The sequence below is a fragment of the Cytobacillus sp. EB106-05-05-XG126 genome (assembly GCF_058791715.1).
This window is the reverse complement of record NZ_JBYTDU010000001.1, coordinates 1843842-1867898: the sequence shown is the minus strand read 5'-3', so window position 1 is coordinate 1867898 and position 24057 is coordinate 1843842. Positions and strand designations below refer to the sequence as shown.

Here is a 24057-nt window from a genome sequence, read left to right as displayed (position 1 = left end):
CAATATGTTAATGGTTTGGGTTGTAATTGGAATCGCAGCATTTTTGCTGATTGCTCTGCTAGGTGTGTTCATTACAAAATATCGGACTGCAGGGCCGGATGAAGCGTTAATTGTAACTGGCAGTTACTTGGGAAGTAAAAATGTCCATGTGGACGAATCAGGAAATAAGATAAAAATAATCAGAGGCGGAGGAACATTTGTACTTCCTGTCTTTCAACAGGCAGAGCCCTTGAGCCTCCTGTCAAGCAAACTGGAGGTTACCACTCCGGAAGTATATACCGAACAGGGAGTTCCTGTTATGGCAGATGGAACTGCAATTATTAAAATCGGCGGAAGTATTGGGGAAATTGCTACTGCTGCAGAACAGTTCCTTGGTAAATCTAAGGAAGATCGGGAAAATGAAGCGAAAGAAGTTCTTGAAGGACATTTGCGGTCAATTCTGGGATCTATGACGGTCGAAGAAATATATAAAAACAGGGATAAATTTTCCCAGGAGGTTCAAAGGGTAGCGTCACAGGATCTGGCCAAAATGGGTTTGATCATTGTTTCTTTTACAATCAAAGATGTCCGTGACAAAAATGGATATCTTGATTCACTGGGAAGGCCAAGAATAGCGCAGGTTAAGAGGGATGCGGATATTGCCACGGCTGAAGCTGAAAAGGAAACCCGGATTAAACGGGCAGAAGCAGCAAAGGATGCCCAAAAGGCAGAACTTGAAAGGGCAACTGAAATAGCTGAAGCCGAGAAAGAAAATCAAATGAAAATGGCTGACTACAGAAGGGAACAGGATATTGCTAAAGCACGGGCTGACCAGGCATATGATCTTGAGACAGCCAGAGCAAAGCAGGAAGTTACCGAGCATGAAATGCAAATCAGGATTATAGAACGCCAAAAGCAAATTGAGCTTGAAGAAAAAGAAATCTTAAGAAGAGAACGCCAATATGATTCCGAAGTGAAGAAAAAAGCAGATGCAGACAGATATGCTGTTGAGCAGGCAGCAGAGGCAGAAAAGAAAAAGCAAATTGCGGAAGCGGATGCAAACCAATATAGGATTGAATCACAGGCCCGTGCAGAAGCTGAAAGGGTTAGGGCAGATGGGATGGCCAAGGCTGATTCACAGCGCGCCCAAGGTGAATCTGAAGCCGAAATCATTCGCCTAAAAGGTCTGGCGGAAGCAGAGGCAAAGAGAAAAATCGCCGAGGCATTTGAACAGTATGGCCAGGCGGCTATGATGGATATGGTCATTAACATGCTTCCGGAATATGCGAAACAGCTTGCAAGCCCGTTATCGAATATTGATAAGATTACAGTGGTTGATACAGGGAGTGACAGCACTAATGGCGGTGCCAATAAAGTAACCGGTTATGCCACCAACCTGATGTCCACGATGCAGGAAAGCCTGAAAGCTTCATCCGGCATTGATGTGAAGGAGCTTCTCCAAAACTTTTCAGGCAAAGGAAACGTCCGCCAAGGCCTGGAGCAGCTGACTGAGGAAATAAAAGAAAAAGAACCCGTCCAGCCTTCTAAAGGTATCCAGGCCACTCTGGCTGATAAGAAATAATGAAATTGCCTATTTTTATCTGGGGAGATAACCTGGAAATGCCGTTATATCAACAAAAATCCGAAGCCTTCACACCGAAGGCTTCTTTTTTGCGCAGAAAACTGTGTATTTGTCTATCGCACAATCTGGGTAAATTGAATAGGATATATTGAATCAAACAAAGGAGGTAATTGACTATGTCAGACGGTTGCGGATACGGCGGCGGTTTCGCCCTTTTAGTTGTATTGTTTATTTTACTGATTATTATCGGTGCTTCTTGGGGTTACGGTGGATTCTACTAATAAAACAAGCAGACACATTTAATTGGCAAGGGAGGGGATTTTATAATGTATGGCTACGGATATGGCGGCTGCGGATACGGTGGTGCTGGATACGGCGGGGGCTTTGCGCTAATTGTGGTTCTATTCATTCTATTGATTATCGTAGGTGCTTCTTGCTTTAAGTGGTAATAGATTAAAAAGAAAAGCAGGGGAACCTGCTTTTCTTTTGTATGCATACATAATTTAAAGTGTGCCTGAAAGATGGGAATCCTCACCGCGCACAAAAGAATTCCCTTTAGCGTACTAAACTTTGATCGTGTGTTTCCAAATGTGCCAAATGGGGAAAAGAAGCAGCATACAAGAAATAGGGAGGGTTGCAAAATGGATGAACTAAAAACACAGGATCGGGAAAACACAATGAGGGAAATTTACTCCATATTGGAGGGCGGACTTCAGCGGGAAATGCATCAAAAGGAGTACAAGCTTGTTTCGGAATGGGTAAGCGGTTTTAATCTGGAGGAAAGAGCTACGATATTAAATATGCTCAAGGAGCTTACCAATAAGCATATCCGAATTGAATAAGGATATCCTGGGCAGATGCATGTATTCGATTGCTGAACATAAGCCTATTGACAATAAAAGCCAGAAGCTTATATACTACAATCAAACAGGTTGAAAGGATGATTTAGGGGCATGAAGTTATAATCTTATTTTTTCTGGTATCTTTTTACATTTAAAAAGTTTAACCCGGAGAACATAGGATTAGTGTGCCCTTTTTTAATCATTCCTTATCGGAAGTGATGTCTGCTTATTTGTCTTTAAGCGGTTTAGATTTTATTTAGGCGCGCGTTTTTTATGTGTTTGCACCATTTCCAATGATGGGTGCACAGTCCTCTCCGGGTATGGGGAGGTTTTTTTATGTGTGCAAATAAAATCAGCAGTATACCGGTTATCATGGCCAGAGATCTTCAAAAGTCATTCGGAGATAAAAGGGTTTTTTCTAATTTGGAATTCGATATTTATCAGCAGGATCGAATTGGTCTTGTTGGCTTAAATGGCACGGGGAAAACTACATTGGCCAATATTTTATTCGGCAGTATACAGGCGGATAAAGGGACAATCGAGCGGATGAAGGAGCCATATAGAATCGCCTATCTGCACCAGTCAGCAGATTATTCTGTGAGTGATATTCATGCTCCTGACCAAAGCCCGGAAGAAGAAATTTTCCATCAGGCAAGCAGATTAGGACTCTCAAAACTCCATGAATGGAAACCGGAAAGGCTTGATTCTTTAAGCGGGGGAGAAAGATTGAAGCTCTCCTTAGCCAAGGTTTGGTCATCAAAACCGGATATGCTGATTTTGGATGAACCCACCAATCATTTGGATTTACAGGGAATCGAGTGGCTTATTAGGGAGATTGGCCAATTCAGCGGTCCTGTCATGATCATTTCCCATGACCGTCACTTCCTTGATCAGGCTGTCCGCAGGATTTTTGAACTGCAGGAGGGCACTTTAACCATGTATGACGGGAATTACACAGCCTACCGGGAGCAAAAACAGAAAAATTATGACGATCAGCTTCATCAATTTAATGTTCAGCAAAGAGAAATTGATAGGATCGAAAATCAGATGGCCAATTTAAAAAAATGGTCTGAAAAAGCTCACAGGGAATCAACTAAAGGAGGAAGTCCTTCTGAGAATAGGCAGATGGGCTTTAAAGAATACCACAGAGTAAAAGCCAAAAAGATGGATCAGCAGGTGAAGTCAAAAATGAAAAGGCTTCAGCAGGAACTGGATAAGAATAAAATTGAGAAGCCGGCAGAAGAGGCAAAAGTGCACTTTCAATTCGATTCATCAGGCAAACGGGGAAAAAGGATCATTGAAGCTAAAAACCTCTCAAAATGCTTTGGAGACCGGACTCTTTTCAAGGATAGCCAGTTTTATATAAAGCATGGCGAAAAAATTGGGATTCTTGGACCCAACGGGACTGGCAAGACCACTTTTATCCGTATGCTGCTGGAAGAGATTTCCCCTTCAGATGGGGAACTTTGGATTAGCAGCACTTTAAAGATTGCCTATTTAAACCAGGATATTAATGATCTACCGCTAACAAAAAACGCCCTTGAAGCACTTGATCTCAGCGAACGGGAGCAGATTTACAGGGCGAGGACCCTATTAGCAAACCTGGGTATGAAGGAAGCGAAGTTAAAGCGGCCGATTGGACAGCTGAGCATGGGAGAGCGAATCAGGGTTAAGCTTACAGACATGCTTTTAAAGGAATACGACGTCTTAATATTAGATGAACCGACTAATCACTTGGATTTGCCGAGCAGGGAGCAATTTGAAAAAACGCTCAGGGAATTTTCAGGAACACTCATCATTATTTCGCATGACTTATACTTTTTGGAAAAGTTAAGCACAAGATTGCTTGTATTTGAAAAAAATAAAATCACCAGATTTGATATGAATCTTAAGGAATATCGTATGAAATCCAGAAGGTCCCAGCAGGAAAAAGCTCATGATTCCACAAAAGACCAGATCATGGTGATTGATAACCGCATCAATGCGATACTTGGAGAACTCAGTCTGCTTGTTCCGGGTGACAGCAAATATGCCCAATTGGATAAGGAGTTTAATGGATTAGTAAATGAAAAAAGAACATTGTTAAATCAATAAGTGCAAAAAGGCAGGCCCCTATAATAACGGGCCTGCCTTTACATCTGATTTTACTACTTTTTAGTGCTGTTATTATTCTTCTTTTTTGCATTAATCCACAGTTTTCCATCTGCAGTCTTGCGGGCTTCATTGCCGTAGTCATCCATCACTTTCACTTCAATTTCGGCACCAGGTGCTTTTACATTTGAAGTGGCAGTATAGTAGCCGACATAATGGCCCGGGGAAGTTTCCATCATTGGAAGCTCAGTTGCGTTATTCAGCTGGCCGCCAGCATTTGTTAAAGGCATTCTGATGGCAAAGGTCGCTTTTAACCCTGGTTCACTATCAAATTGGATTTTTACCGATTCGCCTTTTTTAAGCTCCTTGTCTTCTGCAGGAAGAAGATTTTCTATGGAAGGAGCGGTATATTTAGCATCCACTGTGATTGTTTTCTCTTCGCTGTTTTTCGCTTTATCCTGTGCTGTTACCGTAATGGTGTTTTCACCTTCATCCAGCAGGATGCGAAGAGAGTATTCACCGTCTGTAACCTTAGCTGTCTGGCCGTTTACTTTTACCCAATCAAGGTTATCGTCAGAAACGGTTCCTTTAACAGTGACTGTTTCTTTATTTGTTTTGGATTTATCTGCAGGGCTTGTAATGGACAGTTCCGGTTTTGTTTTATCATATATTACTTTTACAGGTTCAGAAGCATCTGTGGACCCTGACTCTGTTGATGCTTTGGCAGTAAGTGTGTTTTCCCCTTCAGTAAGTGAAATCTCTGCTGAGAAAGTGCCTTCGTCTGTACTATCAGCCGATGCGACTTCTTCTCCATTATTAAATACTTTTACAGTTGTGGTAGGAGCGGAAGTACCTTCAATTGTAACTTTACCCTGATTCGTAAATGTTCCATCCGAAGGAGAAGTAATGACAGGTGCTGTAACTTCATAGTTGACTGTCGCGCGGATCATATAGTTTCCTTCATCTTCAGGCGACGGTGACCATGCTCCGCCTACAAGCTGCCAGCTGCGTCCTGCATTCTCTCCATCCTCATCTGTGCCAAGACCAGGAGCATTAGGATTTGGTGATGATTGGATATAGACCATATAGAAGTCTCCATTTGTAACGATTCCTTCGTCACTTAGATCTACATGTGTCCATTCGCCGTTTCTTAATGCTGTCGCTTCAAATGGGCCTGCAAGTTTCTTGCCTGGGGCTCCATCCGGTCCGCTTGCATCGTATACTTCCACTTTGAAGTCTGTACCGCCCGGAGTCGGCCAGCTTGTATCCCAGAAGCGGAATAATCCGCCGGTAACCATTGCGCTGTCATGGCCGGATGCAAGGGACATCTTAACTGCCCAGCCATTGCCGGCATCGTAGAATGCACGTGCATTTTCAGCTGTACCATCGTCATATCCGATTTCACCCGGATAACCGATAAATGGCTTAAGCTCAATGTTTTGCTCAAGAGTTGAGCCGCCTTCGATCATGATGCTCTGCTCTTTGCTGTAGTAGGAAGGTGCCATTGCTTTTAAAGTGTATGTGCCTTCGTAGGCTGTGAGTGTATATTCACCGTTTTCATTTGTTGTTACTGGCTGTACTGCCGCATCTTCAATTAAAAGAAGCGTAGTATTTGCAACAGGCTCTCCAGTTGCTTCATTTGTCACAACACCTGTGACAGTGCCTTTTGGTATTTCCTCAAGGACGAAATTTGCAGTCGCTTCTCCATCCTGCGGTATATTTACATTTTGTGTTTGAGAACGATAGCCGTAAGCTTCCGCTTTTACAGTGAAATCACCTGAAGCATGTGTCATCTCAAAAGATCCGTTTTGAGGATTAGTAAATACAGACCTGCCTGATTCCAGCACACTTACTTCGGCAGTAAGCGGAAGAAGCACTGGGGCCGGCTGCTGCTGTTTTTCATCATCTTTTGCAAGACTATCCTTTTTAGGAACAATTTTATCAGGATTTACCTTTTCCTTCTTTAATTCTGCAGAAGGTTTATCCTTGCTGAGACCAAGCTGTGCTTTGCCTGCAGGTTCTGCTGGAGTATCAGATAACCTTACATCATCAATATACCAGCCTTGCTTCTGAACAGAGCCATCGGTAGTCACATTGAAGGCTACATAAATTCTCTGTCCAGCATACGCACTTAAATCTACTTCTCCATTAACCCAGCCTGTTGTATTGCCGTTTACGCGAAGAGCCTGTTCCCAGTTTTCCATATCTGTTGATACAAAAACGTGACCATAATCATAACGGTTTTCAAGCTCGTGCCATTGCTTGAATTGAAGGTAGGCATTTCCTTCCGGCAGGTCGATAGGAGGCATCTGGAGATTCATGTTTGCTCTATTTGCATAGTTGCCGTCAAGTTTAGTTGCATATACTTTTTCCCCGGATGCTGCATTGCCAGGACCTGAAGATGGAACTCCCCATTCCCAGCTATTTTCCGGTCCATACGAAGTCCAGCCGGCCGGCTGTGATTCGAAGTCCTGAGAATAGCCAATGCTGATTCCTGGTCTTACTGCCACTTCATAGGAGTCTGTTTCAGTTAAATTCCCGCCAAAATCATTGACCTTCCATTTATAAGTTACAGAAGGTTCGGCGATGTCTTCTCCAGGAATAACTGCCTGATACGTACCATCTTTATAGTTGCCTAATGTTCTTTCGGCCTTAATAGCGGCCCAGCTGCCGTCAGCTTTTAAGTATTCAAGATCCACTCTTGTGACGCTTACATTATCTGATGCAGTCAATTCAAGTGCTAGATCCATTCCTGCATATGTTTCCTGAGGTGCTTCATGATTGGCTTCAGGAGCTTCGGAGTCATCTCCTTCTTTTGCAACCTGCCCTTTGATTTTTCCAAGACCGGTCAGTACGGAAGAAACCGCATCAAAGGCATTTACGAGTCCGTAGCCAAATCCATTATTTGGTGTCTCAGGATAAGTACCATTTGTCAAAGGAGTAGAGGTGGTCAGCAGAATTTCCTCCATTTCTTCAACAGTCAGACTTGAGTCAACCTGGCGGAGCAGCGCGGCAACCGCAGAAACATGCGGCCCAGCCATGGAGGTTCCGTTCCAGCCGCCTTCATATCCGCTTCCGGGAACTGAGGAACGTATGTTAACGCCTGGTGCAGATACATCAGGCTTAACTTCCTGATATGGAGATGGCCCTTGCAGTGAAAAGCTTGCTAAGCCATTGTTAATATCAGTCGCACCAGTAGCAAATGATTCCGGGTAGTTTGCAGGGGTTGCAACTGAACCAGGTCCGCCTGGATTAAACAAAGTAGTGTTTCCTGCAGAGAATTCCGGGAAAATTTCAGCTGCACGCCATGCCTGCACCATTGGACGATACCATTCATCCAGTCCAGGTCCGCCGCCCCAAGAATTATTGACAACATCAGGCGCTTTCTCAGGATGGGGATTTCCTTCAGCATCCTTTGGAGCCAGGATCCATTCACCGGCTTCAAGAAGGTCTACATCAGTTCCGCCGTTTGCAGTAAAGGCTTTTACTGCGATCCATTTCGCACCAGGTGCAACACCGATCTGATTGCCTCCATTCGGCTCGGCACCAACCATAGTTCCAGTTACGTGGGTTCCGTGACCCTGATCATCGTAAGGAACTGTCTGGCCTGCAGTGGCATCAAACCAGCTGAATTCATGTACTGGAGAATCAGGCTGTGCAGGGTTATAGCCCCGGTACTTTTCTTTTAATGCCGGGTGATTCCACTGAACACCTGTATCAATGGATGCAACGACGGTACCGGATCCGTCAATTCCCATTTCCCATACAGCAGGAGCTCCGACGCGGTCAATGTTCCATTCGATCGAGCTGGTTTCTGCTTGTGTTTTAAGAGATTTTACAGCCTCTTTAACAGGTTTATGAAGCTGTCTTGTTTCATTTGGAAGAATCTTTTCTACTTCAGGGAATACTGCGATTTGCTCCATAACGTCTTTTGTAGCTGTTACTGCAATTGCATTGACGATGTAGAAGGATTGAACATCTTTTGCCTTGCCGTCTTTTTCCTGTTTTTGAAGGAAGTCGGCGACATGGCCTTGAGTTTCAATAGCTGTAGATCTTAGTGAGGATAGGACTGCAGAGCGTTTCATGTATTTTGATTTAGAGGGTGTCAGTTTTTGTGATGCAGCCGCTTTTTCAGCCTTCTTGACTGCTGCTGAAGTATCGGCCTGTTCTTTGAATTTAATCAGGAATGTTACTTTATCTTCTTTATCAAATTGTTTAAGCAGTGAGCTGTTAATTTTGCTTTTTGCTGTCTGAGGAGCAGCTTTCTTAACTGAAGTATGCGGAGAGCTCTTGCTTTCTGCCGAGCCCATGCCTGGGAACATCAGCGGCAAAATCAGAAAAGCTGTCAGCATCACATAAAGAATGCGATTCAATGATTTTCTTTTTCTTTTCAAAAAATTCCCTCCTTGTTTTGTTAATTCATTTAAACTGCTAGTTTGCAATGAAGAACTCAACCACCTCCTATGGGTACTTTCCAAAAATGGAAAACCCTGCCGTTACCCTGTACTTTAGCTAAATTAAAGGTTGGAGATTGTCGAAAAATAAAGTTTTTTGCAGTGCTTTTATGAAAATGGCTATAAGGCTTCATAGGTCAATAAGGGTTACAGGCTTAAAGAATGAACTTTTTATGGTTATTAATAGAGTAAAAGTATTATTTTTCCATATAGTCAAATGAATCTTGGAAAAAATAAGGAAAAGGGGGGAGGAAGTATTTTCACAGAATGATAAAATAAATTAAAAGGGTGGAGAACATAAAGGAAACCTTTACTCAAAATTGCAAAAAATGAATCGAAGATGGGTAGTCTGGGGTGTAACTTTATTCATCTTTTTACAGGTGAAAAGAGATTGAAAAAAGTTACGGTTAAAAAGGCGCTTTCTCGGATTTTTCTCAAATTTGATGCTAAGGAATCAGATTGTTTTAAAATATAGGATAAATGAACAGGTTCTGGATTATGGTTTTACCAAATGTTTTACATAAACAATAGAAAAGTGTTTCTTTTCTGATTTTTATTCGTCTAATAATATGCGAGGGGGCGCCACAATGGAGAGAATAACGGCAGAAGCGTTTGAAGATATATACAGCGAGTACAGCGATCGAATTTATGGATACATATTTCTTCTCGTAAATGATAAGGAAGTGGCGGAAGATCTGACACAAGACACCTTTATCAAAGCCTACAAATATATGAATCAATTTAATGGGGAGTCCCAGATCTTTACGTGGCTTGTCCGGATATCCAGAAATGTAGCCATTGATTATTTGCGCAAAAAAAGCAGATTCAAATTTTTCTCTATAGAAAAATTCCAACTCCAATCAGATGAAGATACTCCTACAGAGATAATAATTAAGGGTGAAAAAGTTACACTCTTATATGAAGCAATTCGCCATTTGAAATTAAGCTATCAAGAAGTGCTGATTTTGAGAAAAATAAAGGAGTTTTCCATTAAGGAAACGGCTGAAATCTTGAATTGGTCTGAAAATAAAGTGAAAATCACCACTTCCAGGGCACTCGCAGCGCTAAAAAAAGAATTGCAGAAAAGGGGGGAAGTCCATGAAGAGCTCATTCGGATCCGATAATTCCTTTCGAGAATTAGGACGAATTCCGCGGTCTCAAAAGCAAAAGCAGGAGAGTCTGCAAAAAATATTGAGGAGCATAGAGGAAAAACCTGAAAGAAAGAAAGCTATTTTCCCGAGATTTTTATCTGCTGCCGCTGTAATGGCTGCTTGTGTCATGTTCGCTTTCATTATTTTTTCTGAGGATACTATTACCAATGGCAGCAGCAGTTCAGAGATGCTTGGGAATAGCTTTATAAGCCAAACAACTATTGCTATATCAGAAACCGAGAAAAGCTTCTCTGCCGATGGAAAGTATTCGGCTGAAATCGCGACTGTAAAAGATCCAAAGTGGGAAAACACGGCAAGAAATGCCATAAATTCGGCAATCCCTTCAGAGGCAGTCATTGATGCCAAACCAACCTATGATATCCAATTTAATTTAAAGGGAAAAGAACCGGTAAAGATGAAAGTCTGGAACGAGCAAGGCGAAGTTTACTTTAAGCTAATTGACAGTGAAGAAATTTATTCAGTTCCTCCTGCGGAGGGCTCTATATTTATTGAATATATAAAGGCAATCGCACAAAGCATTCAAAATACTCCTTAATTTGACTCCTGTAAGGGGTCATTTTTTTAGGCTGAAAGGGTTGGATTTTGACAAATATCGAGAATTTTTTCAAATAAATGTTTTATCCCAGATTAAAAGGGTAGTACTTACTTAGTTAATAAAAATTTTTATTCGCTTGATTCCTGCAGGCAGGGAATAGGCAGAAGATTAAAGCTGAAAATTATAAATATTAGGGGGAGCATCATGAAAAAAGGACTTCTTTTTATTATTTCCGCATTCCTGCTTATTGGAACATTAGCAGGCTGTTCCGGGGAAAGTGCTCAGGCAGAAAAGACGAAGGATGGAAAGGTTGTTGTTGATTTTTGGAGTTTTTGGGGTTCAGAAACAAGAAGGCCAATTATTGAAAAAATCATAGATGATTTTAACAAATCACAGGATGAGGTTTTTGTTAAGCATACATATTTGCCTTGGGGAGATATTTGGACAAAGAACCTGGCATCCGTTGCTGCCGGTAACCCTGCTGATGTTATCATTAACGATATTAATTCGGTCGGCCAGCGGGCAGAAAATGGACAATCTGAAGATTTGAGCAAGTATATCGATGATTCGTTTAAAGACCAGTTTTACCCGCATTTATGGGAAACGGTAATGTACGAGGACAAGGCTTATGCAGTTCCATTTAATACAGATACCAGATTGCTATTTTACAATAAAGATGCTTTCAAAGAAGCAGGCCTTGACCCGGAAAAGCCGCCTGCTACATGGGCTGAACTGGAGGAGTATGCTCAGAAGCTGGATGTTAAAAATGGAGATCGCTATGAGCGGGTTGGCTTTTACCCGCTTTGGGGCAGTATCGGTGCAGCAAGCTGGATGACAAGCGCTGATGGCGGAAAAGGATTCATTCAAGATGGCAAGCTTTATATCAATACTCCTAAAAAGCAGGAAGCGCTTCAATGGCTGCTGGGATGGAAGGAGCGTCTCGGCGAGAAAACAGTTCAGTCATTTGAAGCTGAATTTGGAAGTGAACAGTCAAATCCGTTCATTGCCGGCAAAGTGGCAATGTGGGTGGATATCGGTACATTTTACACACAAATTCGTGATTATGGCAATGATATAAATTTTGGGGTTGCCCCGATTCCTGCATATAAAGAAGGTTCCGGGAACTGGAGTGATGGAGGTGGGTTCGTAGCTGAAATTCCTAAAGGAGCCAAACACCCTGAGGAAGCTATGAAGTTTATCGAGTATCTTACAGGTCCAGAAGCTCAAAAATATTGGGCTATGAAAAATTATGATAATGTCGCAAATAAAGAAGCTGCAGAGGCCGTGGTAAAGGAACTTAAAGGTGATGATCAATATGTATATGAAGCGACTGTGAAAAACCTGGATCAGACACAATTATTCCCAGTCCCGACAGAGTATCCCGATTACCAGAATCGCATTAATCCCCATATAGACAATGTTCTGCTAGGTAAAACCAAGCCTGAAAAAGCGCTGGAAAAAGCAGAAGAAGATGTTGAAAAACTAAAGAAAAATTAGAACAAAGAGAGAAGGGCAATCCTTCTCTCTTTATAAATACTATAAAAAGAAGGTGTAAGGGTTGAAATCATATGAGACAACGATTGAGCGCCGGGGAGCAGATTTTGCAGGAAAAAAAGGGAAGGCATCATCACACAGACGGCTGTCACGCCAAACAAGAGAAAATATCTTTGGCTATCTATTTATCAGCCCGTGGATAATCGGATTTCTGGGACTGACACTTGGCCCGTTATTATTTTCCTTATTTGCCAGTTTTACAGACTATAATATCACTTCAAAAATGAATTTTATCGGCCTTGATAATTTCAAACGCATGTTTACGATTGATGACCTATTTAAAACGTCACTATGGAACACGTTATATTACGTTTTATTCTCTGTCCCGCTGACCACAGCAGGGGCGATTTTTCTGTCGGTTCTTCTAAATCAGAAAGTAAAAGGCATGAAATTTTTCCGCACACTTTATTATCTGCCTGCTATCCTCTCAGGTGTTGCAGTTTACTTTTTATGGATGCAGCTGCTGAGCCCGTCAACAGGTCTGGTTAATACGTTCCTGGCATGGTTTGGAATTGAGGGGCCAGCATGGCTGTTTGACCCTGAATGGACAAAGCCTGCTTTACTTTTGATGAAAATGTGGAGTGTCGGCGGAGGTATGCTTCTATATCTGGCAAGTCTGCAGGGGGTATCAAATTCTCTTTATGAAGCAGCGGATCTGGATGGGGCCGGTGTAATGCAGAAATTTTTTTATATCACATTGCCGATGATTTCGCCGATCATTTTCTTTGATGTGCTGACAAGTACGATCGGTTCATTTCAAATTTTCCAGGAGGCTTATGTCATGACGGAGAATGGAAGCGGCGGACCTGGAAATTCACTTCTGTTCTATAATCTTCATATGTGGAATAATGCGTTTGAGGTGTTTGACATGGGCTATGCCTCTGCAATGGCCTGGCTGCTGTTTATTGTCGTTATGATACTGACAATCATTAATATGAAAATTGGTAAAAAATGGGTTTATTATGAGGGAGGAGATGATAAATGAGAACTGCTGCAGCACCGAAGTTTTATGAGACGAAAAAATTCAAAGATAAAGTAAAGCAGGCGATTGTTTTCATCGTTTTATTAGCAGGAAGTGTACTGGTAATATCTCCGCTTTGGTGGATGATTTCGACTTCTTTGAAATCCCCTGCAGAGATAGCTCAATATCCGCCGACCTTTATGCCAAAAGAATTCCATTTTTCCAATTATGTTGACGCCTGGAAAACAGCACCGTTTACCCGCTGGGCTATGAATACATTCTTTATTGCCTTTTGCGGAATGGCGGGAAGCGTTATTGTCAATTCGCTGGTTGCTTATGCATTCGCAAAGATCCGTTTTAAAGGAAGGAATGCTTTGTTTATAGTTGTGTTATCAACCATGCTGATCCCAGGGTTTGTCACCATGGTGCCTCAGTACATTTTATTCTCCAAGCTTGGCTGGGTAAATACGTATCTGCCTCTGATTGTTCCGGCCTTTTTAGGGAGTGCCTTTTTCATCTTCCTGCTTCGCCAGTTTATGATGACCATTCCGAATGAACTTATTGAAGCAGCTGTTCTGGACGGTGCTAATCATATTCAGATATGGTGGCATATCATGCTGCCATTGACGAAGCCGGCGCTTATTACTGTAGCCATTTTCTCATTTAATGGCGCATGGAATGATCTTCTTGGCCCGTTATTATATTTAAATGATGAAAGTCTCTACACTCTTCAAATCGGTCTTCAAACCTTCAAAGGAACTGTACAGACACAATGGCATTACCTGATGGCCATGTCAGTCATGGTATTATTGCCAGTAGTGCTGTTATTTTTCTTCTTCCAGAAGCACTTTATAGAAGGTTCGAATATCGCATCGGGCACGAAAGGATAACAAAAACGGCTAAGCCATTCGCTTAGCCGTTCTTTTCATTGTATAGGGCAGTAGGTTCTCCATTCCCCGTCAACACACACCTTATGGCGGGGAACATAGCATTCAATGATCACAGAATCCGGATTCAGCCCGTTTTCTTCAAGCTGGGATGATACTGAAGCTTCGGACTCAGTGTTAGCGGATGAGCAGGGATACCCTCCGCGCCATTCATACTTTGTACAGTAGTAGCATAGCTGGCCGGATGCTGTGGCTTTATCGGAAGAGACTGCATTGCTTTTAGCCGCTTCTTTAATCAGCTGTGTTTTTTTCAATTCTACTTCTGCTAAATAATCAGTAAAGGTGCTGTCTTTTGAGATATCTATTTTGGTCTCTTCCTCAGATTTCAGGTCTTTTACATAAAAAGCCTGATCCTCAATAAGCCTGCTGAAATCAACCAGCCGCACTTTTAATTCCTTCCCGGACTCAAATGAGAAAGATAGTAGGGACGAGAAATTTACGAGAGCTTTTTCATCTAAGGAAATGTTTTTTTCGTTGTATTCAATTTCATATTGCACTGTCCAGCCATATTGTTTTCCTTTTTCATCAATAAGAGCTTTTGGCTGGGTGGAGGCATCTTTTAATATAGAAGATTTGAATTCCTTAAACTCATCAGATTTTAACACGGCTTTCATGAAATCTTTCTCAGTCAAACCAGCCGAATTACTTTTGGGCTGTGCAGAAACATTGCCTGAGAAAACTAGTAAAATAGTCAATAATAAGAAAATATACTTTTTCATCACATGCCTCCTAAAAAGTATTGTCCAATATAAGATTAACCTATATTTCCATAATTAGGAATGGTGCGATGTGATTATATTTATTTAGTATATTTTATCTAATCTAAATAAAAAAACTGCCTATTTGGTAAAAGCCTTATTTAGGCAGATTAATCAATATTATAGAAGCTTTTTGTATTATCATAAAGCTTCTTAAGGGCGCTGCTGAAAGATATTTCTTTTAGTTCAGCAAGGGCACTGATGGAATGGGCCATCATGGAAGGGTGGGTAGGTTTGTTTTTAAAAGGGCCCTCGAATTCCCATGGGCCGTCTGTTTCTGCCATCAACTTATCCATCGGGTAATTCCGTACGAGGCCCTGTATTTCTTTTTCATACACGATATCTGGAGTAAAGGATATGTAATAGCCATTGGAAATCAGCCTGCTTGCTGCTGCAGTGTCACCTTTAAACCAGTGGAAATGAGCCTTTTTAATCGAATGCTTTTCCAATAAATTGCACACAATCTGTGCATCATCATAAATTGCATGGAGGACGATGGGCTTATCCTGTTTTTTTGCAAGCTTTATGAATTCTTCGAGAAGTTCAATATATCCGCCTGGGATCTTGCTCCCCTTAGGTCTCAAATAGTATGGAAGGCCAACCTCGCCAATAGCAGCCATCTGCTCTGTGTGAATCTTTATCCAGCTGAAAAGATCTGAAATATCATGATCATTGGGCAGTACCTGTTCAGGGTGAAAACCAAAGGCAGGTTTAACAAAGGGATAGATTTCTGCAAGAGCAAGGTTTCTTTTGCAGGAGTTTAAATCGCTTGAAACTGTAACCAGTGAAAGCTTAAACGGCAATTTATGAAACATTTTTTCTAAATCAATATCGCTGTACTTATCAAGATGAATATGGGCATCAATATAATTATCCATGCTGCTGCCTCCTAATGATTTTTCAGCACATGATGAATGCTTCTTTTGCATTCAAGGAAATTTTCATCCAGGAAAATTTCCTCCATTCGCGGCCGCCCAAAAGGCATTTTGTATTCTTGAACCACTCTAGCAGGCTTGCTGCCGAGTATTAATATTCGATCAGAGAGGTAAATGGCTTCTTCGATATTGTGAGTGACAAACAGAATCGTCGGCTTATGTTCATTCCAAATATTGAGAAGCCATTTTTGCATATCAAGACGGGTAAGCTCATCCAAAGCTGAAAAAGGTTCATCCAGCAGTATGATTGGCTGCGGGCTTAATAGTGCCCGGATGAAGGCGGCCCTTTGCTTCATGCCTCCTGATAATTCATGCGGAAACGCATTTTCATAGTCACCGAGTCCGGCTTTTTGAAGCATTTTTCTGGCTGTTTCGGGATCGGGTTTCCCCATAATTTCCTGGCCAAGCAGTACATTCTGAAGGATAGTTCTCCAAGGCATCAGGGAAGGTGTCTGGGGCATATAGCTAATTGAACCGCGTTTGCCGCTGATTTCGGCCTTCCCTAGCATGATGGACCCTTCATCAGGCAGTAGCATCCCGCCAATCAGGTTAAAGATAGTGCTCTTTCCGCTGCCTGATGGCCCTAAAATCGAAACAAACTCCCCTTCATTTACTTGAAAACTCAAATTGCTTAAAACCTGATTTGAATCAAAATTTTTCGTTAGAGAATTAACCGATAATTGTATCATTTCCTCCCACTCTCCCTGGACTTCCATTTAATAAGCAAACGTTCTGAAAGTAATATACCTCCAAAAAGCAGCAAACTTAACAGCATAATCGCAAGTATGGCTACAAAAACACGGTCTGTCCGAAAGGAAGAAGACGCTAGAGTCATATAAACCCCTATTCCGGCTTTGGCTCCGAGCCATTCAGATATTACAGCACCCATCACACTATAGGTCGCAGAGATCTTTAGCCCGGAAAATAAAGATGGAAGGGAATGGGGAAGCTCCAGCTTCCAAAACAGCTGTCCTCTGCCGGCTCCAGCCATCAGCATATAATGCCTGAGATCTCCTGGAGTTTGCCGAAAACCATCCAATGCTGCAACAGTAATGGGGAAGAAGCATACCAGCGTAATGACAATAAGTTTTGGAAGTATGCCAAATCCAAACCATACAACCAGTAAAGGAGCCAGAACAATTATTGGCACATTCTGTGAAAGGATGAGAAGCGGGTAAACAGACTCTCTTATAAAAGGCAATAAGTGCAATATAACAGCTGTAAGCAATCCGATGGCAGTGCCAATGGCAAATCCACATAGTGAAAGCAGGACTGTCGATTGAAGATGCGGGCGGAAGCCCTCCCAGCCCAAAACTGCCTCCTGAATGATATCTGTCGGGGGAGGCAGGAGCCAAGCAGGGACTTCTGCCAGATTTACCGCCATCTCCCAGAGAATGAATAAAAGGAGGAGAACCGCAGCCGGCCTCCACCCTTTTCTGAATACATTGATCATGGACGGTACTTCTCCGTTAAATCACTCATTTCAATTCCAGCGGGCTGATAGAGAATCTTAACCTGTGAGATTACGTTGCTGCTGCCTTTTTCAATCATTTTTCTGTTCATGTCAGCAATGATTTTCAATAAGTGTTCTAAATCGCCTTCCATCGTTGTTTCAAGGGGATGCACTTCGTACTTAACACCGGATTGCTGAATGATACTGATTGCTTCATCAACGTATGGTATAACATTTTCCCCATCTTTTGTTTTTGGTATGATTTGAATGCTTACAAGTGCGTTTGCCATTTAATAACTCTCCTTATTCCGGCAGGAAGTCATTTGTAAATGCTTTGCCGGCATCTAATTCTTTATCTAAAAGACCATTTTCATGCATCCAGTCTGCATAGTTTTCCCAGACCTCAAGCTTTTGTTCTCCCCATCTGGCAGCATCATCCTGATAGCGCGGTGATAGCCACTCCTGGCTCTTTTTGACCAATTCGCTGTCCAGGTCGGGAGCATTCTTTAACAAGATATCAGCTGCTTCCTCAGGCTGGTCGATTGCAAATTCATATCCTTTGGATGCAGCATTTACAAATGCTTTAACAGTTTCCGGATCATCTTCAATCATTTTTTCACTCGTTGCCAGAACAGGCGTATAGTAATCCAGTTTTTCTGAGTAGTCTGTGAGGTAGACCATATTAATCTTTTCCCCCCGAAGCTCAGCTTCTACACCTGTCCATCCGTAATAAATCCATGCGAAGTCTATATCTCTTTTAACAGCGGTAAAAAAATCCGCATCCCCCATGTTAACGATTGAGACCTTATCAACATTGGCGTTTTCCTTCTTCATTAGGGAGTCTATTACCGATTTTTCTACAGGAGCTCCCCAGCCGCCATAAGTTTTCCCTTCAAAATCTTTCGGCGATTCAATGTTTTTTTCAGCAGGGGATGCAAAGCCGGAAGTATTGTGCTGAATAACAGCTGCTATTGAAACCAGAGGCACACCCTGTACACGGGCTTCCGTAATGCTTTCCTGATAGCTGACACCGAAATCTGCCTTGCCTGATGCAGTCAATTGATCTGCACCTGCTTCACCTGGCATGATAATTTCGACATCGAGCCCTTCTTCTTTAAAATAGCCTTTTTCCTTTGCGGCATATAAGCCGGTATGATTGGTATTGGGTGTCCAATCCAATACAACAGTAACTTTTTTCAAACCTTCTTTGCTGTCTGCATCTTTGCCTCCAGTCTGATTATCCGTTCCATTACCGGCACAGCCTGAAAGAAGCAGCAGTGTACAGATAACTGCAATCCACTTTTTCATAAGTAATCCTCCTAAAAACCTTTATGTAATAAGGAAAGTTGATATTAGTCTGCCCTGAAAAATAAAAAACGCCCCGGCATAATACCGGGACGCATATAAAAAAACATTTTATTATGTTTAAGAATATGTTCCCTACGCCGGTATTAGCCAGATCAGGTTCAAAGGGTCAGCATCTTAAGGATGAAGTCTCAACCGGCACACCGGTTCCCCTACATTTCTTGCTATTTAATTTTAACAGGCATGAATACTTTCCATTATTTATTATAGCAGACAATATCAAAATGGACATCATTTTGAACGTTATTTCATTTCAATAGTCCGGCTCTCTTTCCAGGTTTTGAATTTCTCAATTTCACCTGTAATCTGGCTGACGGCAAAACCAAGTACTGCTGCATCATCAAGGATACCCATTCCGATCAAAAAGTCTGGAACCAGGTCGATAGGAGAGACAAAGTATAGGATGGATGCAATAATAAAGATAATTGATTTTTTGGAGATATGCCGGTAATCGCCTTTTGACCATGCCTTAACTAAATCGATCAGCAGCTGAAACTTTTCCCATATATCACTTAACGAAGATTTGTTTTTCTCAGCTTTAAGTGTAGCTTTTTTTAGCAGGCCTTTTGTTTTTTCGGGATCATCCGCATAGCGTTGTGCCCTGGAAGAAAATTTTTTATAGCCGTCCTTATAATCTTTCGTTTCTATTTCAGGCATAGCCATCACTCCTATATTGATAATTCGTAAAAACAGTTATAATCTATTATTTACCGCATACCTGACATGACATAAACATTTAACCAGGAGAAAAAAATGGAAATAGCCTTCAAACCTGTGAAAATATTTTAGTGGGAGCTGGTATTTATGCTTGAGAAATGGCTGAAGGAATCAAATTATACAGTAATACTATCTGGAGCAGGTATGTCAACTGAAAGCGGTCTGCCTGATTTCAGGTCAGCCAATGATGGCTTATGGAACGGGAAAGACCCTGGGAAAATTGCCAGTACTGAAGCATTGAATGAAAATGTGAGGGAGTTTATAGAATTTTATCGGCACCGGGTAATCGGGCTCAAGGAGTGCAGCCCTCATAAAGGCCACTATATTCTTGCTGATTGGGAAAAGAGAGGCATTTTAAAGAGTATTATCACCCAGAATGTGGATGGATTTCATCGGCTGGCAGGGAGTGAAAATGTATCAGAGCTTCATGGGAATCTGCAGACACTCCATTGCCAGGAATGCAAAAAAGAGTTCCCAAGCGAGGGATATTTGCATGGACACGTTCAATGTAATTGCGGGGGGCTGCTTCGTCCTTCAATAGTTCTGTTTGGGGAGATGCTGCCTGAGCAGGCTTTAGATTTTGCAGCGGAAGAATCAGAAAAGGCAGAACTATTTATTGTTCTCGGATCATCCCTGACTGTGACACCAGCCAATCAGTTTCCGCTGATAGCAAAACAAAACGGAGCAAAACTGGTGATTATTAATATGGAACCCACTGATTTTGACTTTTATGCTGATGAAGTGATCCATGAGCGCAAAATTGGTGAAGTTCTCGAAGAACTTGATCGTGCCTTAATGCAGCGGGAGAATGAGAAATTATAAAAACTATGATTTTTTGAGCCAATCCCCTATAATGGACAATGAACATGATTACTGCTGTTTCAAGCGATATGATATATAAGGAGTGTTCAGCATGTTATCAAACATCGGTATTCCAGGCTTAATTCTCATCCTGGTTCTTGCTCTTATTATTTTTGGTCCTAAAAAACTTCCTGAAATAGGGAGAGCATTCGGGGAGACCTTAAAAGAATTTAAGAAATCTACCCGTGATCTCACTAAAGATGATGATGATAAAAGAAAATAGCCTACTGGTTTAGAAACCGGCTTTGCAGACGATTAGTCTTCGAAGCCGGTTTTTCTACTTTTTGGCTTCGAACCGAGTGAATGGGTATAGAAAAAAAGGAAAAGAAAAAATAGTTGACTAACATGTATATACAAGATAGAATGAAAGCGTAAACAGTTCATGTATATACAAGTTAGTTTGTGTGTAATGGATAGATTTATAAAAATCGAGAACGATAATAAGAACCTTATAACTGTTTTTTTCTTTAATATGAAAACGGTAACAGGAGGAGAGTGTAGAATGGCCACAAATAAAGAGTCAGCAGAGCAAATCGTAGAAGCTATCGGGGGAAGGGATAATATCGCTGCGGCCACTCATTGCGTAACAAGGCTGCGTTTTGCATTAAAAGATGAAGGAAAAGTCAATAAAGAAAAGCTCGAAGATATTGATATTGTAAAAGGTTCATTTTCCACCAATGGACAATTCCAGGTTGTAATTGGACAAGGACTCGTTGATAAAGTATATAAAGAAATGACAGATGCATCCGGTATTGGCGAATCGTCAAAAGAAGAAACCAAAAGTGCAGCTGCCGAAAACTTAAATCCCCTGCAGCGTGGAATTAAAACACTGGCTGATATTTTTATTCCAATCCTTCCGGCTATCGTAACAGCTGGTTTGCTGATGGGAATCAACAACATTATGACAGCGCCGGATATTTTCTTCGATGATAAGTCGTTTGTTGAAGTTTATACAAACTGGGCTGATCTGGCGAGCATCATTAACCTGATTGCCAATACTGCTTTCGTATTTCTTCCAGGCCTGATTGGATGGAGTGCTGTAAACCGGTTTGGCGGCAGTCCGCTACTTGGTATGGTACTTGGTTTGATGCTGGTGCACCCAGATCTTTTAAATGCATGGGGCTATGGTGCAGCAGAGGAAGTTCCGAAGTGGAATTTATTTGGTTTTGAAATTGAAAAAGTAGGTTACCAGGGCCAGGTGTTGCCTGTATTATTTGCTTCATATGTATTGGCCAAGATAGAAGTATTTCTGCGAAAAAGAATTCCTGATGCGTTTCAGCTTCTGACTGTCGCGCCAATCGCTTTGCTTATTACTGGATTTCTTTCTTTTATTGCCATCGGACCAATTACATTCACGATCGGCAGCTGGATTACAAATGGAGTTGTCGGAATCTTTGATGCTGTTCCGGCCCTTGGAGGTTTGATTTACGGAGGATTATATGCACCTCTTGTTATCACTGGCATGCATCATACATTCCTGGCAGTCGATCTTCAGCTAATCGGCAGCATTGGCGGCACGTTTTTGTGGCCGATGGTGGCACTATCCAATATTGCACAGGGTTCAGCCGCTTTTGCCATGATGCTGTTAAGCAAAGGGAACGAAAAGCTGAAAGGGCTTGCGCTCACTTCTTCCATTTCAGCGTGGCTGGGTGTAACGGAGCCGGCGATGTTTGGGGTTAATCTTCGCTTTAAGTATCCGTTCTTTGCAGCGATTATTGGATCAGCTGCAGCAGGCATATTCATCACTATTAATGGAGTTAAGGCACCGTCAATTGGAGTAGGCGGCTTGCCGGCATTCTTCTCCATCTTTGCGGAAAACTGGGGTGCTTTCTTTATTGGAATGGGAATTGCACTTGTAGTGCCGTTCGTATTAACTCTAGCTTTCTCGAAATTTAAAAAAGCTTAAATAAAATGATTGATGCCATGGAGTTCTATGATTCCATGGTATCGCCATTTTTAGGCTTGCTCAATATTTTATTATACCGGAGGTTGCATTATGAAGAAGCAATGGTGGAAAGAGAGTGTAGTTTACCAAATCTACCCTCGAAGCTTCATGGACAGCAATGGAGATGGAATAGGAGATCTGCAGGGAATTATCTCAAGGCTTGATTACTTGAAAGAGCTTGGAATTGATGTGGTCTGGCTTTCTCCAGTTTATAAATCACCAAATGATGATAATGGCTATGATATCAGTGATTATCAGGAAATTATGCGTGAGTTTGGAACTATGAAGGATTGGGAACAGCTTCTTGGAGAGCTGCATAAAAGAGACATCAAACTCATTATGGATCTGGTGGTGAACCATAGTTCAGACGAGCATATCTGGTTTTCAGAAGCAAGGAAATCGAAAGATAATCCATACAGGGACTACTATATATGGTGTGAAGGAAAGAATGGAAAGGAACCGAATAACTGGGGCAGTAATTTCGGGGGATCTGCCTGGGAGTTTGACGAAAGTACAGGAGAATATTATTTGCATCTGTTTTCAAAAAAACAGCCTGATCTAAACTGGGAGAATCCGAAACTGAGAAAAGAAATATACGACATGATGACCTGGTGGCTTGAAAAAGGGATTGACGGGTTCAGAATGGATGTAGTCAACTTTATCTCCAAAGTGGAGGGACTTCCTGATGATGAACCAAAGCCCGGTAAGAAATATGCTTCTGGAAGCAAGTATTATCGAAACGGCCCGAAAATTCATGAATACCTGCAGGAGATGAATGAAAAGGCGTTATCGAAGTATGATGTGATGACTGTCGGCGAAATGCCTGGTGTAAATCCGGAGTGGGCTCGGCAGTATACGGGGGAATCACGCAATGAGCTGAATATGGTCTTCCAATTTGAACATGTTAGCCTCGATAACGGGCCAAATGGCAAATGGGACCTCAAACCCCTCAATCTATTTGACTTAAAAACAAATCTGACCAAATGGCAAAATGAACTGGATGAGGTTGGCTGGAACAGCCTTTACTTTAATAATCATGATCAGCCCCGCTCTGTTTCAAGATTCGGGAATGATGGAGAGTATTGGGATAAGTCAGCAAAGATGCTGGCAACATTGTTGCATATGATGAAGGGAACTCCATATATTTATCAGGGCGAAGAAATAGGAATGACGAATGTCCGTTACTCAAGCATTGATGAATACAGAGATATAGAAACACTTAATTTTTATAAAGAAGCTCTTAACGATGGCTGGACAGAGGAAAAGGCACTGAAGGCCATCTATGCAAAAGGGCGTGACAATGCAAGAACGCCAATGCAATGGGATTCTTCCAGGCACGGAGGGTTTACGAAAGGAACCCCATGGATAAAAGTGAATCCTAACTATAAAGATATTAATATCGAAAAGGCCATGGAAAACCCTGACTCTGTCTTTCATTATTATAAAAAGCTTATTGAACTTAGGAAGAAAAATGAAATTATTATTTACGGAAAATATAACCTTATACTTGATCATCATTCTGAAGTCTACGCCTATACAAGAACACTGGGCAATCAGACTCTTCTTGTCATGTGCAACTTCTATGGCGGAAACACTGAAGCAGAACTCCCTGCAAACCTCCAGGGGAAAAAATTCGAATTGCTGATTGGGAATTATAAAGATATACAAATCAGCAGAACAATGAAACTTCGTCCATATGAAGCTCAAGTGCTTCTCTTTAACGGTTAAAATGTGAGTTTTGTAAAACGCTACCCATATTTAAATACTTTACTGAGTTGATAGGAGCGGAAGGCGCGAGATCCTCGAAAATGCTTTCGCATTTTCTTTGTGCGGTGCACATCCTAAGGAGCTTATCCAGTGTCCTGCGGGAGCAGCGGGACAGGTGAGACCCCGCAGACGCAGGGCG

General features: G+C 41.8%; 22 protein-coding genes and 1 riboswitch. Of the genes, 14 read left to right on the top strand and 8 right to left on the bottom strand.

Annotation, left to right across the window (positions count from 1 at the left end; all coding sequences use genetic code 11):
• The first annotated feature begins 4 nt into the window (after nt 1-4).
• From floT to abc-f, 5 genes are all read left to right on the top strand, one after another.
• Complete coding sequence (gene floT, locus AC3WTL_RS09235) at nt 5-1561, top strand: flotillin lipid rafts scaffold protein FloT (protein WP_222497300.1); 1557 nt, start codon at nt 5-7, stop codon at nt 1559-1561.
• 176 nt (nt 1562-1737) lie between these two features.
• Nucleotides 1738-1842, top strand: coding sequence for a YjcZ family sporulation protein (locus AC3WTL_RS09230; protein ID WP_076256869.1), 105 nt, complete (start codon nt 1738-1740; stop codon nt 1840-1842).
• A gap of 45 nt (nt 1843-1887) precedes the next feature.
• Entirely contained in the window at nt 1888-2010 is a 123-nt protein-coding gene (locus AC3WTL_RS09225; RefSeq protein WP_076256871.1) for a YjcZ family sporulation protein, read from the top strand.
• Nucleotides 2011-2202: 192 nt separating this feature from the next.
• Nucleotides 2203-2403, top strand: coding sequence for a hypothetical protein (locus AC3WTL_RS09220; RefSeq protein WP_492369308.1), 201 nt, complete (start codon nt 2203-2205; stop codon nt 2401-2403).
• 336 nt (nt 2404-2739) lie between these two features.
• A complete protein-coding gene (gene abc-f, locus AC3WTL_RS09215) occupies nt 2740-4497 on the top strand; it encodes a ribosomal protection-like ABC-F family protein (protein WP_248346734.1) in 1758 nt (585 codons plus the stop codon).
• 53 nt (nt 4498-4550) lie between these two features.
• Here abc-f and AC3WTL_RS09210 read toward each other — a convergent pair whose 3' ends face one another.
• Nucleotides 4551-8846, bottom strand: a complete 4296-nt coding sequence (locus AC3WTL_RS09210; RefSeq protein ID WP_248348147.1) for a S8 family peptidase — start codon at nt 8844-8846, stop codon at nt 4551-4553.
• 689 nt (nt 8847-9535) lie between these two features.
• Here AC3WTL_RS09210 and AC3WTL_RS09205 point away from each other — a divergent pair.
• The 5 genes from AC3WTL_RS09205 to AC3WTL_RS09185 all read left to right on the top strand — a co-directional run bounded on the left by AC3WTL_RS09205 (nt 9536) and on the right by AC3WTL_RS09185 (nt 14060).
• Nucleotides 9536-10072: an RNA polymerase sigma factor gene (locus AC3WTL_RS09205; RefSeq protein WP_252221360.1), complete on the top strand. Its 537-nt coding sequence runs from the start codon at nt 9536-9538 to the stop codon at nt 10070-10072.
• A complete protein-coding gene (locus AC3WTL_RS09200) occupies nt 10047-10655 on the top strand; it encodes a hypothetical protein (protein WP_222497291.1) in 609 nt (202 codons plus the stop codon). The genes AC3WTL_RS09205 and AC3WTL_RS09200 overlap by 26 nt, the downstream gene beginning before the upstream one ends.
• 204 nt (nt 10656-10859) lie before the next feature.
• Nucleotides 10860-12152, top strand: a complete 1293-nt coding sequence (locus AC3WTL_RS09195) for an ABC transporter substrate-binding protein (RefSeq protein ID WP_248346739.1) — start codon at nt 10860-10862, stop codon at nt 12150-12152.
• 61 nt (nt 12153-12213) lie between these two features.
• The gene (locus tag AC3WTL_RS09190) at nt 12214-13194 is read left to right on the top strand and encodes a carbohydrate ABC transporter permease (RefSeq protein WP_315900290.1); all 981 of its coding nucleotides are present in this window, start codon (nt 12214-12216) and stop codon (nt 13192-13194) included.
• The gene (locus AC3WTL_RS09185) at nt 13191-14060 is read left to right on the top strand and encodes a carbohydrate ABC transporter permease (RefSeq protein WP_222497288.1); all 870 of its coding nucleotides are present in this window, start codon (nt 13191-13193) and stop codon (nt 14058-14060) included. Before AC3WTL_RS09190 ends, AC3WTL_RS09185 begins: the two co-directional genes overlap by 4 nt.
• 35 nt (nt 14061-14095) lie before the next feature.
• Here the strand turns inward: AC3WTL_RS09185 and AC3WTL_RS09180 are convergent, their stop codons facing one another.
• The 7 genes from AC3WTL_RS09180 to AC3WTL_RS09150 all read right to left on the bottom strand — a co-directional run bounded on the left by AC3WTL_RS09180 (nt 14096) and on the right by AC3WTL_RS09150 (nt 19285).
• Nucleotides 14096-14836: a hypothetical protein gene (locus AC3WTL_RS09180; RefSeq protein ID WP_248346741.1), complete on the bottom strand. Its 741-nt coding sequence runs from the start codon at nt 14834-14836 to the stop codon at nt 14096-14098.
• 149 nt (nt 14837-14985) lie between these two features.
• The gene (locus tag AC3WTL_RS09175; protein ID WP_222497278.1) at nt 14986-15753 is read right to left on the bottom strand and encodes a TatD family hydrolase; all 768 of its coding nucleotides are present in this window, start codon (nt 15751-15753) and stop codon (nt 14986-14988) included.
• Between the two features lie 11 nt (nt 15754-15764).
• Nucleotides 15765-16499 carry an ABC transporter ATP-binding protein gene (locus AC3WTL_RS09170; RefSeq protein WP_222497276.1) on the bottom strand — a complete coding sequence of 245 codons (735 nt, stop codon included), beginning with the start codon at nt 16497-16499 and terminating at the stop codon, nt 15765-15767.
• Nucleotides 16496-17263, bottom strand: a complete 768-nt coding sequence (locus AC3WTL_RS09165; protein WP_048009121.1) for an ABC transporter permease — start codon at nt 17261-17263, stop codon at nt 16496-16498. The genes AC3WTL_RS09170 and AC3WTL_RS09165 overlap by 4 nt, the downstream gene beginning before the upstream one ends.
• On the bottom strand, nt 17260-17553 hold the full coding sequence (locus AC3WTL_RS09160) for a thiamine-binding protein (RefSeq protein WP_048009122.1): 294 nt from the start codon (nt 17551-17553) through the stop codon (nt 17260-17262). Before AC3WTL_RS09160 ends, AC3WTL_RS09165 begins: the two co-directional genes overlap by 4 nt.
• 13 nt (nt 17554-17566) lie before the next feature.
• The gene (locus AC3WTL_RS09155; RefSeq protein WP_492369307.1) at nt 17567-18571 is read right to left on the bottom strand and encodes an ABC transporter substrate-binding protein; all 1005 of its coding nucleotides are present in this window, start codon (nt 18569-18571) and stop codon (nt 17567-17569) included.
• Nucleotides 18572-18683: 112 nt separating this feature from the next.
• Nucleotides 18684-18792: riboswitch (TPP riboswitch) on the bottom strand.
• 79 nt (nt 18793-18871) lie between these two features.
• Complete coding sequence (locus AC3WTL_RS09150; protein WP_163142747.1) at nt 18872-19285, bottom strand: YkvA family protein; 414 nt, start codon at nt 19283-19285, stop codon at nt 18872-18874.
• A 147-nt stretch (nt 19286-19432) separates the two neighbouring features.
• Here AC3WTL_RS09150 and AC3WTL_RS09145 point away from each other — a divergent pair, with 147 nt between their 5' ends.
• From AC3WTL_RS09145 to AC3WTL_RS09130, 4 genes are all read left to right on the top strand, one after another.
• Nucleotides 19433-20167, top strand: coding sequence for an NAD-dependent deacylase (locus AC3WTL_RS09145; protein ID WP_492369306.1), 735 nt, complete (start codon nt 19433-19435; stop codon nt 20165-20167).
• Nucleotides 20168-20258: 91 nt separating this feature from the next.
• Nucleotides 20259-20429: a twin-arginine translocase TatA/TatE family subunit gene (gene tatA / locus AC3WTL_RS09140; RefSeq protein WP_248346742.1), complete on the top strand. Its 171-nt coding sequence runs from the start codon at nt 20259-20261 to the stop codon at nt 20427-20429.
• Between the two features lie 279 nt (nt 20430-20708).
• Nucleotides 20709-22112 carry a PTS system trehalose-specific EIIBC component gene (gene treP, locus AC3WTL_RS09135; protein WP_248346743.1) on the top strand — a complete coding sequence of 468 codons (1404 nt, stop codon included), beginning with the start codon at nt 20709-20711 and terminating at the stop codon, nt 22110-22112.
• A gap of 90 nt (nt 22113-22202) precedes the next feature.
• On the top strand, nt 22203-23879 hold the full coding sequence (locus AC3WTL_RS09130; RefSeq protein ID WP_248346745.1) for a glycoside hydrolase family 13 protein: 1677 nt from the start codon (nt 22203-22205) through the stop codon (nt 23877-23879).
• The last annotated feature ends 178 nt before the right edge of the window (nt 23880-24057 follow it).